Below are 15685 nucleotides of genomic sequence, written 5' to 3' on the forward strand. Positions count from 1 at the left end.
CCTCTTTTTTAGAGATAAAAAAGAGGACTTTTTATATTTTTTAAAATTTTATTGGTTATCGATTTAGATCTTGTAGATTAGATTCAATTTCACAACGAATTTCGTTAATTTCTTCAGGGTTTTGTCTATTTAATACTTCCATAAAAGCTTCGATATATGATCCAATCAATAGCCTCTCATCACCCAATGATTGTGCCCATGCACGTTCTAGCCTTGCCAATAAGGTACGATTCGGCATTTCGTCACGAGGGTGAATTTTAAGTGCTTTCAAGCGATCATGACTGTCTTGTTTTTGTTTGTCTGTTAATCCAATTGGACTATGATCAATTACTTTTCCATGTTGCTTACCTGTTTCAAGCAAAACCACATCAACTTCTAATAAGCCATTTAGATCATAACTAAAGCGGACATCAATTCCTTGTGTTCTTTCCATTGGCGTTAGAGGCACTTCAAACTCATCAATTAAAACATTATTTTCAACGCGTGGATTTTCACCTTGATAAACCGAAATACATATCACTTTTTGTTGAGGGTGTGTTGTGTAAAATGTTTTTACTTTTGATGTTGGCACAATGGTATTACGTTCAATAATGGGTGAAAATAGCCCACTGACATTATTTGAACAACTTTCAATCCCTAGCGTATAAGGACACACATCAGTAAGAATAACTTCTTCAACATCAGCATTTCGCAATCGACAAGCCGCTTGAACTGCAGCACCTTGTGCCACGATCGTTGTCGGGTTTATGTGGCGATAGGGTAATTTACCAAATAATTTAGTAACCAGTTCTCGTACCACACCTAATTGCGATGAACCGCCGACTAATACGATATGTTCAAGTTGATTAGGTTTTAATCGGGCATCACTTAATGCTTGTTCAATTGGTGCTCTTAGTCGATTAAGTAGTGGTAACCATAGTGTTTTAGCTCGGCTTTCGTTTAAGGAAAATTGCCACTTCTTATCTTGCCAAAACCAAGTTAAAGTATGTGATTCTTCACCATTTAATTTGCATTTTAGTTGTTCGGCTAAATCTAACAGGCGAGCATAATCATCGGTCGGAATATCTTGCTTTTTAAGGTTCCATTTACTTAAGCAAACTTTAACAAGCTCTTGGGTAAAATCTTCACCACCTAAATAGTTATCACCTGCAGAAGCATGTACTTCAATAATGGGCATTGAATATTCAAGCACTGTTACATCAAACGTACCACCACCTAAATCAAATACTAAAGTATTACCCGATTGATCTTCATGTAATCCGTATGCCATAGCGGCTGCTGTTGGTTCATTGATTAAGCGTACAGCATTTAATCCAGCTAACTCGGCAGCAAAGCGAGTTTGCTTACGTTGTTCATCATTAAAATAAGCAGGAACAGAAATGACAACATCACGAACTTCTTGGTTTAAAAAAGCCTCTGCATCTGCTTTCAATGATTTTAAAATTATGGCTGAAAGCTCAGTTGGCGTAAATTTTTTGTCACCTAATTCGAAAACTTTATTTGAACCTAAAAAGCGTTTAAATGCTGCTGCACTGCGATTTGGATGAGTGGTTAAACGAGACAATGCCGCATGACCGACTAAAATAGAATCGTCTTCATCAACACTAACTGCAGATGGTGTAATAACTTCACCAATTGAATTAGGAATGAGGACTGGTTTACCATCTTGCCAAACACAAATTAAACTGTTTGTAGTGCCTAAATCAATACCGATTGGATAATGCATAAACTCTCTAAATAATATAATAATTCCCTATTGTTTAGATTATATACTAGCGATCACCAGAATTGCAAAAATGATACTAAAGATTAGTAAAATAGATTTATCTATAATCTTTAAATATAATTATTTTATTCGTTAATTTTTATAATTTGACTAACAAGTTTACCTTTTTTCAGCCTTGTTACGATAATGTCACCCACCGTGACTTGTTCAGAGCGACGAACTACTGTGTTGTCTTGGACGGTGGTAACTGAATAACCTCGTTCGAGAGTAGCTAGCGGACTAACGTTGTTAAGTTGAGAAGTTTGTAAAACAAATTGATGTTGTGATTTTATTAACTTTTGTTTAATTAAATTAATTAATTGCTGTTGTTTTTGCCAAGTAAGTTGCCCTAAATAGGTAATATTATTTTGTGGAGATACTCGTAATAGTCTTTTATCGAGTGAATTATGGCGATTTGATAGTCTGAGCAAATATTGCTGAATATTTTCAGATAATGAATGGCGATAAGCTAAAAGTTGATTTAATTGTTTTTCTAGCTTTGTTTGCGGATGTTGAGTCTGTAATTGATGTCGCCATTTATTGAGTTTTTCTCGGCATTGCATTAAATAATAATCCATTGCCATGGTTAAATGCTGCTGTTGAACTTGTAAACGCTTTACTTGTTGTAAACTGTCTCGACTAACAAGCTCGGCTGCCGCAGATGGGGTTGCCGCTCTAACATCAGCCACAAAATCGGCAATCGTAAAATCAATCTCATGCCCAACCGCACTCACAATCGGTATTTGACTAGCAAAAATAGCTCTGGCTACCACTTCTTCATTAAATGACCATAAGTCTTCAAGCGAGCCACCACCTCGTCCAACAATTAATACATCACATTCTTGACGAATGTTGGCAATGTGAATCATGTTAGCGATTTGCCCTGCCGCTTCATTGCCCTGAACTTGCGTTGGGTAAATAATTAAATGCAAACTTGGATCTCGGCGTTTTAATATCTGACAAATATCATGCAATGCCGCACCTGTTGATGAGGTGATAATTCCAACTGTACGAATGTTTTCTGGTAATAATTGTTTATTGGTAGAATCAAATAAACCTTCCTCAGACAGCTTTTGTTTTAGTTGCTCAAACTTTTGCTGTAATAATCCCGTACCTGCTGCTTGGATTTTATCAATAACCAGTTGGTATTCGCCACGTGCCTCATATAGTGTTACTGTGGCCCTAACTAAAACTTGTTGCCCATTTTGTGGGATAAAACCTGCACGAAAATTGCTGTTGCGAAACATAGCACAGCGTACTTGTGCACTATCGTCTTTTAACGAAAAATACCAATGACCTGATGATGGACGTGAAAAGTTTGATATTTCACCTATTAACCAGATCTGACCAATAGCATCACAAAGCAACTCTTTAACCATTTGATTAAGATCTTTCACTGATAAAATCGAATTGCTTTGCATGCTATTGTCCTTATTACAACTATATTATAACTATAAAGGTTTATACTAAATCAAATTGAGCCCAAATTGGTGCATGATCAGATGGTTTTATCATTGCACGAATATCATAATCAATACCCGTTTGTTTACAATAAGTCATCATTTTTTGACTAGCTAATATTAAATCAATTCTTAACCCATTATGGGTTTCAAAACCTTTAGTACGATAATCAAACCAAGAATACTCAAGTTCAGTTGGGTGAGCATTGCGGTAAGTATCAATAAAACCGAGCGACATTAAGTTGTTTATCCATTTTCGTTCTTCCGGTAAAAATGAACATTTTCCTGTACGAAGCCATCGTTTACGGCTATCTTCGGAAATGCCTATATCTAAATCGGTTGGGCAAATATTCATATCGCCCATGACTAAAGTTAGTTGATTATTTAATTGACGATCTTGTAAATACTGTATTAAATCATTATAAAATTTACGTTTAGCAGGGTATTTAATTTCATCATGTAAACTTTCACCTTGAGGAAAATAACCATTAATTATTGTTAAATTACCTTGACTAGTAGGTAACTCTATTATGATCAAACGACATTGAGCATCATCACTATCGTTTGGAAAGCCACATTGCACAGACAAAGGTTGTTGCTTGGTTAACAACGCTACTCCATAATGCCCTTTTTGTCCGTGATAATGTAAGTGATAACCAAACTGTGCTAATTCATCAATGGGAAACTGATCGTTATGAACTTTAGTTTCTTGTAAACCAATAATATCTGGTTGGTGTGTCTCAATAATTGCTGATAATTGATGAATTCGAGCGCGAAGGCTATTAATATTAAACGAGATAACTTTCATAATAAATTTATTATATTTAATTCCATGTTATAAACTAAATACGCATCGTAACAAAAATACGTTATACTGTTAAGCTATTACAATAAAAACCACCATTTGTGATAAAGGGAATCACTAAATATGTCTACGGAATTACTTGCCTTGCGCGATAAAATCGATGAAGTCGATAAATCCATTTTATCTTTAATTACAAAGCGATTAGCATTAGTTGCCGAAGTTGGCGAAGTAAAAAGCAAACATGGCATTCCGATTTATGACCCCAATCGTGAAGCGGATATGTTAGCTAAAAGGCGACATGAAGCTGAAAAAGTAGGTATATCCCCCAATTTAATAGAAGATATTTTACGTCGTTTAATGCGTGAGTCTTATATTAGCGAAAATGATAAAGGTTTTAAAAAAGTTTATAGTGGTCAAGGATCAATAGTGATTGTTGGTGGTAATGGGCAAATGGGGCGATTGTTTGCTCGTTTATTTACCTTATCTGGCTATCAGGTTAAAACATTAGGCTCCAAAACTATGCATCAAGCCGCCGAAGTGGTTGCTGATGCAGCGGCCATTATCGTGACAGTACCTATTAACAAAACCTGTGAAGTCATTAAACAACTACCACCATTACCCAAAGATTGTATTTTAACGGATTTTACATCCATAAAAGCCAAGCCTCTCCAAGCAATGCTTGATAAACATCAAGGACCTGTAGTCGGTTTACACCCAATGTTTGGTCCAGATGTACCAAATTTAGCTAAACAAATTATTGTTTATTGTGAAGGGCGATATCCAGATAAATGCCAATGGCTAATAGAACAAATGCGTATTTGGGGTGCAAATTTATGTGCGATTAATGCCAAGGAGCATGACAAATGCATGTCATTCATCCAAGCATTACGCCATTTCACTTCGTTCTCATATGGTGTCAATTTGCAACGAGAACAGGCCGATTTAGAGCAATTGATCGCACTTTCTTCACCAATTTATCGCCTTGAATTGATGATGGTTGGACGCTTATTTGCTCAAGATCCCGAGCTTTATGCCGATATCATCATGGCGTCAGATGATAATATTGAATTAATAAAACGCTACTATGAACGCTTTGGTCAAATGGTCGAACTTATTGAACAACGTGACAAAACTAACTTTATTAAAAGTTTTAACGAAGTTACGCAATGGTTTGATAGTTATGCCGAACGTTTTATTAAAGAGAGCCAAGGATTATTAAAATTTGCCAATGATAATCGAGAGTAGTTTTATATTAAAAGGTATACTTTCTTGAAAGTTTTTCACAAATTAAAATATACTTTTTATTAAAAGATAGTTGTTAGAAATAATAAATGTTAGTGTGAGGGAATATAATGTCTAATCGAAAATATTTTGGTACAGATGGGATTCGCGGTAAAGTTGGTCAGTATCCTATTACACCAGATTTTGCGCTTAAATTAGGCTGGGCTGCTGGGCGTGTGCTAGCCAAAGATGGTGTTAAAAAAGTATTAATCGGTAAAGATACCCGCATTTCAGGCTATATGCTTGAATCAGCACTAGAAGCGGGATTTGCTTCTGCTGGTGTTGCCGCTGCGTTTACAGGACCAATGCCAACCCCAGCCATTGCCTATTTAACCCGCACTTTTCGTGCTGATGCTGGCGTTGTCATTTCTGCCTCGCACAATCCTTTTTATGACAATGGTATTAAATTCTTTTCAACCGAAGGGAAAAAGCTTGATGATACAATCGAATTAGAAATTGAAGCCGAACTTGAAAAAGAGATCGATTGTGTTGAATCCAAACAACTTGGGCGAGCTAGTCGTATTACCGATGCTGCAGGGCGTTATATTGAATTTTGTAAAAGCACATTTGACCATGATTTAAGTTTGGCTGGATTAAAAATTGTTGTCGATTGCGCTAATGGTGCCACCTATCACATAGCACCAAAAGTATTACGAGAACTAGGAGCACAAGTAATAAAAATTGGTTGTGAGCCAGATGGTGTTAACATCAATGAAAACTGTGGCGCAACTGACATAAAAGCGCTTGCTAAACGAGTTATTGATGAAAAAGCCAATTTAGGTTTTGCCTTAGATGGCGATGGTGACCGCATTATCATGGTTGATCACGAAGGTCGAAAAATTGACGGCGATTTAATTATCTATATCATTGCCCGTGAAGCATTAAGACAAGGTCAACTAAAAGGTGGCGTTGTTGGTACATTAATGAGCAATATGGGGCTTGAAATTGCCCTTAAAAATCTCGGTATCCCATTTGCTCGTGCTAAAGTTGGTGATCGTTATGTACTTGAAAAACTAATCGAAAAAAATTGGCGCTTAGGTGCCGAAAATTCGGGACATGTTTTATTATTAGATAAAACCACCACTGGTGATGGTATTATTGCTGGCTTACAAGTATTAGCAGCAATGATTCGTAATGATATGTCATTAGCTGACTTGTGCAGTGGTATGACAATGTTACCACAAGTATTAATTAATGTTCGATTTTCAGGTGAAAATGCCCCCCTAAATAGTGATGAAGTGAAAGCGGCAATTAAACAAGCAGAAAAACAGCTTGGTCATAATGGTCGAGTTTTGATCCGTAAATCAGGAACCGAACCGCTAATTCGTGTTATGGTAGAAGGATGCAATGAAATTGAAGTGCAAAAACTAGCAGAAACTATCGCTACAGCAGTTAAAGCTTAAAAATACCCCCAATCATGCCCATTAATTAAGCCATTAATTGAGCTGTATTGAGGTTAGAATAGTAAGAGAAGTTGCGTGCATTTACGTAAAATTAGTAAAAAGTGTCTAAAATTTTAATTTTGTTAATCAAAGGTTGACTTGTTATAGGCAATTAGGTTTAAAATAGTAACTTCAGATTATTACAGCAATTGCTTATATCTTTCAAGTGAAAACATGAGCAATATTTTTTATTTTTAAAAATAGGTTAAGAGGGTTATATGTCAGTTTCCTCTCCAGCTTCACCACAAGCTTATATCAAGCATCATCTTGAGAACTTGCAAGTAGGTTCTGGTTTTTGGACCTTAAATCTTGACTCATTGTTCTTTTCGATCTTACTTGGTGTTATCTTTTTATGGATATTCCATCGTGTAGCAAGAAAAGCCACTAGTGGCGTCCCAAGTAAACTGCAATGTGCAGTAGAAATGATTTTCGAATTTGTCAATAATACTGTTAAGGATATGTTTACTGGTCAAAATAAACTCATTGCGCCGTTAGCATTAACAGTGTTTATTTGGGTTTTCTTGATGAATTTAATGGATCTTATCCCTGTTGATTTTCTACCTTATGCTGGTCAGTATTTAGGTCTGTCACACTTGCGAGTTGTACCAACAGCAGATGTAAGCATTACTATGTCAATGTCCTTAGGTGTGTTTGCACTTATCATCATTTACTCAATCAAGTACAAAGGAATTTCAGGATTTGTTAAAGAATATACCTTGCATCCATTTAATCACTGGGCATTTGCACCTATCAATTTAGTACTTGAATTAGTTAGCCTATTAGCGAAACCTGTTTCTTTAGGGCTTCGACTTTTCGGAAATATGTATGCAGGTGAACTTATCTTCATCTTAATAGCTGCATTATTACCTTGGTGGTCACAGTGGGTATTATCGTTACCATGGGCCATTTTCCATATTTTAATAATTACGTTACAAGCTTTTATTTTTATGGTGTTGACGATCGTCTATTTAGCTATGGCGTCGGCAACGGAAGATCATTAATTTTAATATTTTTTTGTTAATAAACTGGAGTATATAATGGAAATGTTATTTGTAGCCGCAGGCATTATGATGGGATTAGCAGCAATTGGTGGTGCAGTTGGTATTGGTTTATTAGGTGGTAAATTTTTAGAAGGTGCTGCTCGTCAACCAGAATTAATGCCTATGTTACGTACTCAATTCTTTATCGTTATGGGTCTAGTTGATGCAATTCCAATGATCTGTGTAGGTATTGCGCTTTACGTTATTTTTGCTGTTGCAGGTTAATAAAAATTTAAGAGGAATCGTGTCATGAATATGAACGCAACTCTCCTCGGCCAAGCAATTACATTTGTATTGTTTGTTTGGTTCTGTATGAAGTTTGTTTGGCCTCCTGTTATTGGCGCGATTGAAAAACGCCAAAAAGAGATAGCCGAAGGACTTGCTTCAGCAGAAACAGCAAAAAAAGATTTGGAATTAGCCAAAACAAATACATCTGACATAATGCAACAGGCTAAGGTTGAGGCTAATGCAATTATTGAGCAAGCGAATAAACGCAAAGCAATCATTCTTGAAGAAGCAAAGCAAGAAGCTTCTCGCGAAAAAGAACGAATTGTTGCTCAAGGACTTGCCGAAGTAGAAGCTGAACGCAAACGAGCAAGAGAAGAGCTTAAACAACAAGTCGCTACACTCGCTATTGCTGGTGCAGAAAAAATTATTGAACGTTCTGTTAATGAAGCCGCAAATAGCGACATCATTGATAAACTCGTAGCTGAACTATAAGGAGAATAGAGCAATGGCTGACTTAATTACGATTGCTCGCCCTTATGCTAAAGCCGCTTTCGAATTTGCGATAGAAAATAACAGCATCGAATCATGGCATAAAATGTTAGTGCTAACATCTGAAGTGAGTAAAGATACTCAAATAAGAAGTGTATTAACATCTGATATGAAAACTGATTCGGTGGCTAATTTACTCATCAACATTTGTAAAGATGTGTTAGATGAGTTTGGTACTAATTTTATTAAGATTATGGCTGAAAACAAACGATTATCACTTCTTCCTGAAGTGTTAACCTTGTTTGAACAATATTGTTTAGATAGAGAATCGCAAGCAGATGTTGATGTAATTTCTGCTAGTGAACTAACTAATGAGCAACTTAATAAAATTTCTGTCGCTGTCGAAAAACGTTTATCACGAAAAGTAAAACTAAAATGTCATATAGATAAATCGCTCATTTCTGGTTTTATTATTCGTACGGGCGATATGGTTATTGATAGTAGTATCAGAGGGCGTTTAAATCGTTTAAATAACGCTCTACAGTCTTAAGGGGACTGATAATGCAGCTAAATTCAACTGAAATAAGTGAACTAATTAAAGAGCGGATAGCTCAGTTCAATATTGTGAGTGATGCTCACAATGAAGGAACTATCATATCTGTAAGTGATGGTATCCTTCGAATCCACGGATTAACTGATGTAATGCAAGGCGAAATGATTGCATTACCAGGTGGTCGATATGCAATGGCATTAAACCTTGAAAGAGACTCCGTTGGTGCGGTAGTCATGGGACCATACGAAGACTTGTCTGAAGGTATGAAAGTACAATGTACTGGACGTATTTTACAAGTACCAGTTGGTGAAGGTTTATTAGGTCGCGTTATTAACACACTAGGTGAACCAATTGATGGTAAAGGCTCACTTCAACATGACGGTTTTTCACCAGTAGAAGTAGTTGCACCTGGTGTTATCGATCGTAAATCCGTTGACCAAGCATTACAAACTGGTTATAAAGCCGTTGACTCAATGATTCCAATTGGACGTGGTCAACGTGAACTTATCATCGGTGACCGTCAAACAGGTAAAACAGCACTTGCTGTCGATGCAATCATCAACCAACGCGACTCAGGTGTAAAATGTATTTATGTTGCCATTGGTCAAAAACAATCAACTATTGCCAATGTTGTACGTAAACTTGAAGAGCATGGTGCACTTAAAAACACAATTGTGGTTGTGGCATCAGCGTCTGAATCAGCTGCGTTACAATACTTAGCGCCATATGCTGGTTGTGCAATGGGAGAATACTTCCGCGATCGTGGTCAAGATGCATTAATTGTTTATGATGATTTATCTAAACAAGCTGTTGCTTATCGTCAAATTTCGTTATTACTTCGTCGTCCGCCTGGACGTGAAGCTTATCCTGGTGATGTATTTTATCTTCATTCTCGCTTACTTGAACGCGCAGCGCGAGTCAACGAAGCCTATGTTGAAGAGTACACTAAAGGCGAAGTTAAAGGAAAAACAGGTTCATTAACAGCATTACCAATTATTGAAACTCAGGCTGGTGACGTTTCAGCATTCGTACCAACTAACGTAATTTCGATTACTGATGGTCAGATTTTTCTTGAAACTAGCCTATTTAACTCAGGTATCCGCCCTGCGGTTAACCCTGGTATTTCGGTTTCACGTGTGGGTGGTGCTGCACAAACTAAGATAATGAAAAAATTATCAGGTGGTATTCGTACTGCGCTTGCACAGTATCGTGAATTAGCTGCGTTCTCTCAATTTGCATCAGACTTAGATGAAGCAACAAGAAACCAATTAAGTCACGGTGAAAAAGTAACAGAATTGTTAAAACAAAAGCAATACTCGCCAATGACTGTTGCTGAACAATCAATAGTACTTTACGCCGCTGAACGTGGTTATCTTGAAGATGTAGAATTAGCTAAAGTATTACCATTTGAAACAGCACTACTTGCTTATGCCCATAGTCAATATGCCGATTTTGTTAAATCAATTGATGAAACAGGTAATTACAATGATGAGATTGAAACTAAGCTAAAAGAATTACTTGAAAGCTTTAAATCAACTCAAACATGGTAAGGGTGAGGTAAAAAATGGCTAATGCAAAAGAGATTAGAACAAAAATTGCCAGTATCCAAAGTACGCAAAAAATCACTAAAGCGATGGAAATGGTTGCCAATTCTAAAATGCGTAAGACGCAAGATAGAATGGTGGCTAGTCGACCATATGCTGAAATGATTCGTGAAGTAATTGGACATTTAGCGTTAGCTCAGATAGGCGCCAAACATCCTTATTTAGAAGAAAGAGATGTAAAGCGAGTTGGCTATCTTATCATTTCAACCGATCGTGGTTTATGTGGTGGTTTAAATATCAATCTTTTCAAAACTGTCATTGCTGATATGTCAGCATGGCAGGAAAAGGGAGTTGAAGCTGATGTCGCTTTAATTGGTTCGCGTGGTGTTTCGTTTTTCTCATCAGTGAAAGCGAACATCTTAACTCAAGCTACTAATTTGGGCGATGAACCAAATTTATCCGATTTAATTGGGCCGGTAAAAACAATGCTTGAGGCATATGACAACGGTAAAATTGATAGATTATATATTGTCACAAACAAATTTATTAATACGATGTCACAAAAGCCGACAATTCAGCAATTATTACCTTTACCACCATCAGAAGATAAAAAACTCAAAGCTTCATCATGGGATTATATTTATGAGCCTGATGCTAAATCACTATTAGACGTGATTTTACGTCGCTATATTGAATCACAAGTTTATCAAGCAGTGGTTGATAATTTAGCGAGTGAACAAGCAGCAAGAATGGTGGCCATGAAAGCGGCAACGGATAACGGAGCAAACCTAATTAATGAGTTACAAATTGTGTATAACAAGGCACGCCAAGGTGCTATCACTAATGAATTAATTGATATTGTATCCGGTGCAGCCGCTGTTTCAGGTTAGTGCTAAATATTGGCTTATAGTTAAGAAAAAGACGTAGAGGATTAAAAATGGCTACTGGAAAGATTGTCCAGATCATCGGTGCGGTGGTTGATGTCGAATTCCCAGAAGATGCAGTACCAAAGGTATATGATGCATTAGAAGTGGAAACAGGCACTGAAAAATTAGTTCTGGAAGTTCAGCAACAATTAGGTGGTGGCGTTGTATGTTGTATCGCAATGGGTTCATCTGATGGTTTAAGACGTGGACTTGACGTAGTAAACACAGGTCACGGCATTGAAGTACCTGTTGGTACAAAAACACTAGGTCGTATTATGAACGTACTTGGTGATCCTGTTGATAAAGCAGGTCCTATTGGTGAAGAAGAACGTTGGGCGATTCACCGTGCTGCCCCAACCTATGAAGAGCTTGCAAACTCAACTGAATTACTTGAAACAGGTATTAAAGTTATCGACCTAATTTGTCCATTTGCTAAAGGTGGTAAAGTTGGTCTGTTTGGTGGTGCTGGTGTAGGTAAAACCGTTAATATGATGGAGTTGATCCGTAATATCGCTATTGAACACTCAGGTTACTCAGTGTTTACTGGTGTGGGAGAACGTACTCGTGAAGGTAATGACTTTTACCACGAAATGAAAGAATCAAACGTACTTGATAAAGTATCATTAGTTTACGGCCAAATGAATGAACCACCAGGAAACCGTTTACGTGTTGCGTTAACTGGTTTAACTATGGCTGAAAAATTCCGTGACGAAGGTAAAGATGTTTTATTATTCATCGATAATATTTATCGCTATACATTAGCTGGTACTGAAGTATCTGCGTTATTAGGTCGTATGCCATCGGCAGTAGGTTATCAACCAACATTAGCTGAAGAAATGGGGTTACTACAAGAACGTATTACTTCAACTAAGACCGGTTCGATTACTTCAATCCAAGCGGTGTATGTGCCAGCAGATGACTTGACTGACCCATCACCAGCAACAACCTTTGCTCACTTAGATGCGACAATCGTATTAAGTCGACAAATTGCTTCTTTAGGTATCTATCCGGCAGTGGATCCATTAGATTCAACTAGTCGTCAATTAGATCCTTTAGTTGTTGGTCAAGAGCACTATGATTGTGCCCGTGGTGTTCAGTCAATTCTACAACGTTATCAAGAATTAAAAGATATTATTGCTATTCTTGGTATGGATGAGTTATCTGAAGATGATAAATTGATCGTTGCTCGTGCACGTAAAATTCAGCGCTTCTTATCTCAACCATTCTTTGTTGCAGAAGTATTTACTGGTTCACCAGGAAAATATGTACCTTTAAAAGATACGATCAGTGCATTTAAAGGAATCATGAATGGTGATTATGACCATATCCCTGAACAAGCATTCTATATGGTTGGTTCAATTGATGAAGCGATTGAGAAGGCAAAATCTCTCTAAGAGATTCATTGAACGAAGATCGTATTAATGGAGATCGTATTATGGCACTAACTTCCTATCAATTAGAAGTTGTTAGTGCTGAATCTCACCTGTTTTCGGGTGATGTTCAGCGAATCAGAGTCACAGGTAAGGAAGGTGAACTTGGGATTTATCCTGGCCATACCCCTTTACTCACAACCATAAAACCAGGCATGGTCGGCATTGTGAAAGCGGATGGTGAAGAAGAGTTTATTTATCTATCTGGTGGCATCTTAGAAGTACAACCTAACATCGTAACTATCTTGGCAGATACTGCAATTCGTGGTGAAGATTTAGATGAAGCAAGAGCACAAGAAGCAGTAAGACAAGCACAAGAACATATCAATCACCCAAGTGATGATATGTCATTTGCACAAGCATCTGCTGAATTATCAAAAGCTTTGGCAAAAATTCGCGTTATCGAATTGACTCGCCGCATGGGTCAATAGTTTGCTTTTTGATGTTTTATCATACACAAAAGGCTATTTGGTATTACAAGTAGCCTTTTTTAACTTTCCGATAAGTTGATTGCTAAAGGGCTTTCCAACATTTAACCTGTGAGTTGTACCCATTCTATATCCAAATTAAAGCTAAAAAAGATTAGTTAATCAATCGAATTATTTACTATCTACACTTAAATTATTTTTCGATACAAAATAAAAGTACTATTTGAATATATTGAAATCTATTATAATCAAGTTCATCGACATTCAACTCATGGTTGGGTATTGCCTGAACAATATGAAAAGCAGTATTACTTAGATAATAATTTATAGCGGTGAGTTCTGTCTAGTATTTTGGCGAGGATCATTATTTTTATTATCTGCTACAAGCGTTAAAAATGATGTTACCTTTATTTGTTAATCAATGGATATTATTAATTAAAGATACCTCTTTAGCCTATATTGTTGGTGTTGCAGAGTTTACCTTTGTTGCGACCCAAATTAATAATCGAAGTATAGTTTATCCAACTGAAATATTTCTATTTGTTATAGTTGTTTATTTTATTATTTGTGCAGCACTTGATTTTACTGTATCTAGATTAACTAAGTCGTAGAACTTCACCAAATTGCTTATTTAATCAAAAAGTGAAAGCAACTTAGTGAAATCCTACAAATAAGCATAATTATTATTTATCAACTTAATGTTTTTTGTATATCAAAACTACTCTATTAACCCTTACATACTACTTGTATCGGTTGTTGTGCTCCAAATACAGCAATTTGTCCTATCCAAGCATCAATAGCGTATCGATTAGAATGACCGGGATATTGATTTGTTAAAGGGAATTCGTCAGAAGAATAAAACCACAGATGGTCATCAAACCGCCAATTAGAATTAGGATAAGTTCCACTATGAGTTGAACCCCATTCGCTCAATAGCCCTTGATTGATCGCTCGTGTAAATAAATCCCAAGTTAGTGGCCATATCCTCCATGAAGGAGAAGCATTAGGTGAATTTGTCATTTCAGCTCTAGTTGGTAGATTGCTTTCCCCGTGACATATTCGTACAGCTTGTTCATAACTGACAGCATGTCCTGGTTGTGGAAAAACCCAGGTTTTTGTAGGGTTAAATGAGTAAGTATGTACTATAGTAGGATCAGGTTTAAACGTTGCAGAGATAGTTACCGTACCATTAGGTTTATTGTTAAGTACAACCATGCCATTTTGATCTACCGTTACACTGTTTTGAGGTGTTGCATTAACCGAATAATTCCAATCAGTTTGAGCGCCCGTCATAATTAATTGAAATTTAGCACCTGCAAATCCTGTTGTTGGAAATTTTGGATTGGCAGAGGCATAGAACCCATTGATTGGATCAAAAACGTTATGATCATATCCTCCACCACAAAGAGAATCTCTATATTCGGTCCCTGGTTTATTCCACCCTTTATCTCCTCGGTTGTTATCAATAATTGAGCTGTCAAGATCATTATAACCTACAAGCGAACAATCTGTTTTGCCATTTTTGGTAAAATGATAGGGGCTTCCCCAAGTTTTCTTATTGTCGACTATCATTTGGTTAGGTTTAGCAAAACAAATTTCTGAATCTGTATTAATTTGATAAATTTTAGTCAAATTATATAGTTCACTATCTTTAGGATCGCCATATTCAGAATGGACTTGTATATCTGAAAGGGTAATTGCTAACTTAAGTGGCATTGGGAAACCACTACCACAGCCAATAGGCTTTCCGTATTGAGATTTTGCTATTTCTTGCCCTGCATTATCAAACCATTTAAAGTTAACTGTACCGATAGTAAAAGTTCCGTTATCAGAAACTCTACCATTGTCTCCATCTTCATCATAATAATTATTGCTAGATGATAAGTTAAGATTAGCGACGGTCAAAGGTTGAATAATAAAATCATTAAGTGTTAGGTTTTTGTCAAATGATATAGGAATATTGTTTAATTGTTTGCTGTAAAAAGTACCTCTGACGGTAAAGCCAAAATTATTTTCAATAGAGTTCGCTATAAAAACAGGGGCATTTCCTTTTATTGTTTTTGCCGTTGCTACTGATATGGCGTTAGCTGTAAGAGGAAAGAAAAAAAGAAAAAACGACAATTTTGAATTAGTTATAAACTTGGTTGATTTATAACCTGCTGTCTGCTGTCTGCTGTCTGCTGTCTGCTGTCTGCTGTCTGCTGTCTGCTGTCTGCTGTCATTATAATTCCTCTATTTAATATTTCAAGATATTGTTGTATTTATTTTTAAATTAGTTATTATCAATAATAGCT

At 36.6% G+C, this 15685-nt stretch carries 14 protein-coding genes and 1 pseudogene; 11 read left to right on the forward strand and 4 right to left on the reverse strand.

The features are described from left to right. Positions 1–55: 55 nt before the first annotated feature. From A9G37_RS02280 to xthA, 3 genes are all read right to left on the reverse strand, one after another. Positions 56–1726 (reverse strand): Hsp70 family protein, encoded by a 1671-nt coding sequence (locus A9G37_RS02280; RefSeq protein WP_065574512.1) that lies wholly within the window; start codon positions 1724–1726, stop codon positions 56–58. A 125-nt stretch (positions 1727–1851) separates the two neighbouring features. Then, on the reverse strand, positions 1852–3186 hold the full coding sequence (xseA, locus tag A9G37_RS02285; protein ID WP_065574513.1) for an exodeoxyribonuclease VII large subunit: 1335 nt from the start codon (positions 3184–3186) through the stop codon (positions 1852–1854). 40 nt (positions 3187–3226) lie between these two features. Continuing rightward, a complete protein-coding gene (xthA, locus tag A9G37_RS02290) occupies positions 3227–4033 on the reverse strand; it encodes an exodeoxyribonuclease III (RefSeq protein WP_065574514.1) in 807 nt (268 codons plus the stop codon). A 120-nt stretch (positions 4034–4153) separates the two neighbouring features. Between xthA and tyrA the strand changes: the two genes are divergently transcribed. The 11 genes and pseudogenes from tyrA to A9G37_RS02345 all read left to right on the forward strand — a co-directional run. Next, positions 4154–5275, forward strand: a complete 1122-nt coding sequence (gene tyrA / locus A9G37_RS02295) for a bifunctional chorismate mutase/prephenate dehydrogenase (RefSeq protein ID WP_065574515.1) — start codon at positions 4154–4156, stop codon at positions 5273–5275. A 107-nt stretch (positions 5276–5382) separates the two neighbouring features. Continuing rightward, entirely contained in the window at positions 5383–6714 is a 1332-nt protein-coding gene (gene glmM, locus A9G37_RS02300; protein WP_065574516.1) for a phosphoglucosamine mutase, read from the forward strand. 257 nt (positions 6715–6971) lie between these two features. Further along, positions 6972–7754, forward strand: coding sequence for a F0F1 ATP synthase subunit A (gene atpB / locus A9G37_RS02305; RefSeq protein WP_034911226.1), 783 nt, complete (start codon positions 6972–6974; stop codon positions 7752–7754). A gap of 36 nt (positions 7755–7790) precedes the next feature. After that, positions 7791–8018 (forward strand): F0F1 ATP synthase subunit C, encoded by a 228-nt coding sequence (gene atpE / locus A9G37_RS02310; RefSeq protein WP_411588181.1) that lies wholly within the window; start codon positions 7791–7793, stop codon positions 8016–8018. A gap of 24 nt (positions 8019–8042) precedes the next feature. Continuing rightward, positions 8043–8513, forward strand: coding sequence for a F0F1 ATP synthase subunit B (gene atpF, locus A9G37_RS02315; protein ID WP_065574517.1), 471 nt, complete (start codon positions 8043–8045; stop codon positions 8511–8513). Between the two features lie 13 nt (positions 8514–8526). Continuing rightward, positions 8527–9060 carry a F0F1 ATP synthase subunit delta gene (atpH, locus tag A9G37_RS02320; protein ID WP_065574518.1) on the forward strand — a complete coding sequence of 178 codons (534 nt, stop codon included), beginning with the start codon at positions 8527–8529 and terminating at the stop codon, positions 9058–9060. 11 nt (positions 9061–9071) lie between these two features. Then, on the forward strand, positions 9072–10613 hold the full coding sequence (gene atpA / locus A9G37_RS02325) for a F0F1 ATP synthase subunit alpha (RefSeq protein ID WP_034911218.1): 1542 nt from the start codon (positions 9072–9074) through the stop codon (positions 10611–10613). Between the two features lie 14 nt (positions 10614–10627). Further along, complete coding sequence (atpG, locus tag A9G37_RS02330) at positions 10628–11497, forward strand: F0F1 ATP synthase subunit gamma (protein ID WP_034911217.1); 870 nt, start codon at positions 10628–10630, stop codon at positions 11495–11497. 47 nt (positions 11498–11544) lie between these two features. After that, the gene (gene atpD / locus A9G37_RS02335) at positions 11545–12927 is read left to right on the forward strand and encodes a F0F1 ATP synthase subunit beta (RefSeq protein WP_034911215.1); all 1383 of its coding nucleotides are present in this window, start codon (positions 11545–11547) and stop codon (positions 12925–12927) included. A gap of 41 nt (positions 12928–12968) precedes the next feature. Next, positions 12969–13394: a F0F1 ATP synthase subunit epsilon gene (locus tag A9G37_RS02340; RefSeq protein WP_034911289.1), complete on the forward strand. Its 426-nt coding sequence runs from the start codon at positions 12969–12971 to the stop codon at positions 13392–13394. 362 nt (positions 13395–13756) lie between these two features. Further along, positions 13757–14002, forward strand: a pseudogene (locus tag A9G37_RS02345) (amino acid ABC transporter permease); the annotation flags it as partial. A gap of 115 nt (positions 14003–14117) precedes the next feature. Here the strand turns inward: A9G37_RS02345 and A9G37_RS02350 are convergent. Then, positions 14118–15512 carry a hypothetical protein gene (locus tag A9G37_RS02350; RefSeq protein WP_065574519.1) on the reverse strand — a complete coding sequence of 465 codons (1395 nt, stop codon included), beginning with the start codon at positions 15510–15512 and terminating at the stop codon, positions 14118–14120. Between the last annotated feature and the right edge of the window lie 173 nt (positions 15513–15685).

The organism is Gilliamella sp. GillExp13 (assembly GCF_001690815.1).
In the GTDB taxonomy this organism is placed as follows: domain Bacteria; phylum Pseudomonadota; class Gammaproteobacteria; order Enterobacterales; family Orbaceae; genus Gilliamella; species Gilliamella bombi.

What these genes read in the sequence shown, in the direction of transcription:
- A9G37_RS02280 (WP_065574512.1), bottom strand. Translation starts at nt 1,726, where the DNA reads ATGCATTATCCAATCGGTATTGATTTAGGCACTACAAACAGTTTAATT.
- xseA (WP_065574513.1), bottom strand. Translation starts at nt 3,186, where the DNA reads ATGCAAAGCAATTCGATTTTATCAGTGAAAGATCTTAATCAAATGGTT.
- xthA (WP_065574514.1), bottom strand. Translation starts at nt 4,033, where the DNA reads ATGAAAGTTATCTCGTTTAATATTAATAGCCTTCGCGCTCGAATTCAT.
- tyrA (WP_065574515.1), top strand. Translation starts at nt 4,154, where the DNA reads ATGTCTACGGAATTACTTGCCTTGCGCGATAAAATCGATGAAGTCGAT.
- glmM (WP_065574516.1), top strand. Translation starts at nt 5,383, where the DNA reads ATGTCTAATCGAAAATATTTTGGTACAGATGGGATTCGCGGTAAAGTT.
- atpB (WP_034911226.1), top strand. Translation starts at nt 6,972, where the DNA reads ATGTCAGTTTCCTCTCCAGCTTCACCACAAGCTTATATCAAGCATCAT.
- atpE (WP_411588181.1), top strand. Translation starts at nt 7,791, where the DNA reads ATGGAAATGTTATTTGTAGCCGCAGGCATTATGATGGGATTAGCAGCA.
- atpF (WP_065574517.1), top strand. Translation starts at nt 8,043, where the DNA reads ATGAATATGAACGCAACTCTCCTCGGCCAAGCAATTACATTTGTATTG.
- atpH (WP_065574518.1), top strand. Translation starts at nt 8,527, where the DNA reads ATGGCTGACTTAATTACGATTGCTCGCCCTTATGCTAAAGCCGCTTTC.
- atpA (WP_034911218.1), top strand. Translation starts at nt 9,072, where the DNA reads ATGCAGCTAAATTCAACTGAAATAAGTGAACTAATTAAAGAGCGGATA.
- atpG (WP_034911217.1), top strand. Translation starts at nt 10,628, where the DNA reads ATGGCTAATGCAAAAGAGATTAGAACAAAAATTGCCAGTATCCAAAGT.
- atpD (WP_034911215.1), top strand. Translation starts at nt 11,545, where the DNA reads ATGGCTACTGGAAAGATTGTCCAGATCATCGGTGCGGTGGTTGATGTC.
- A9G37_RS02340 (WP_034911289.1), top strand. Translation starts at nt 12,969, where the DNA reads ATGGCACTAACTTCCTATCAATTAGAAGTTGTTAGTGCTGAATCTCAC.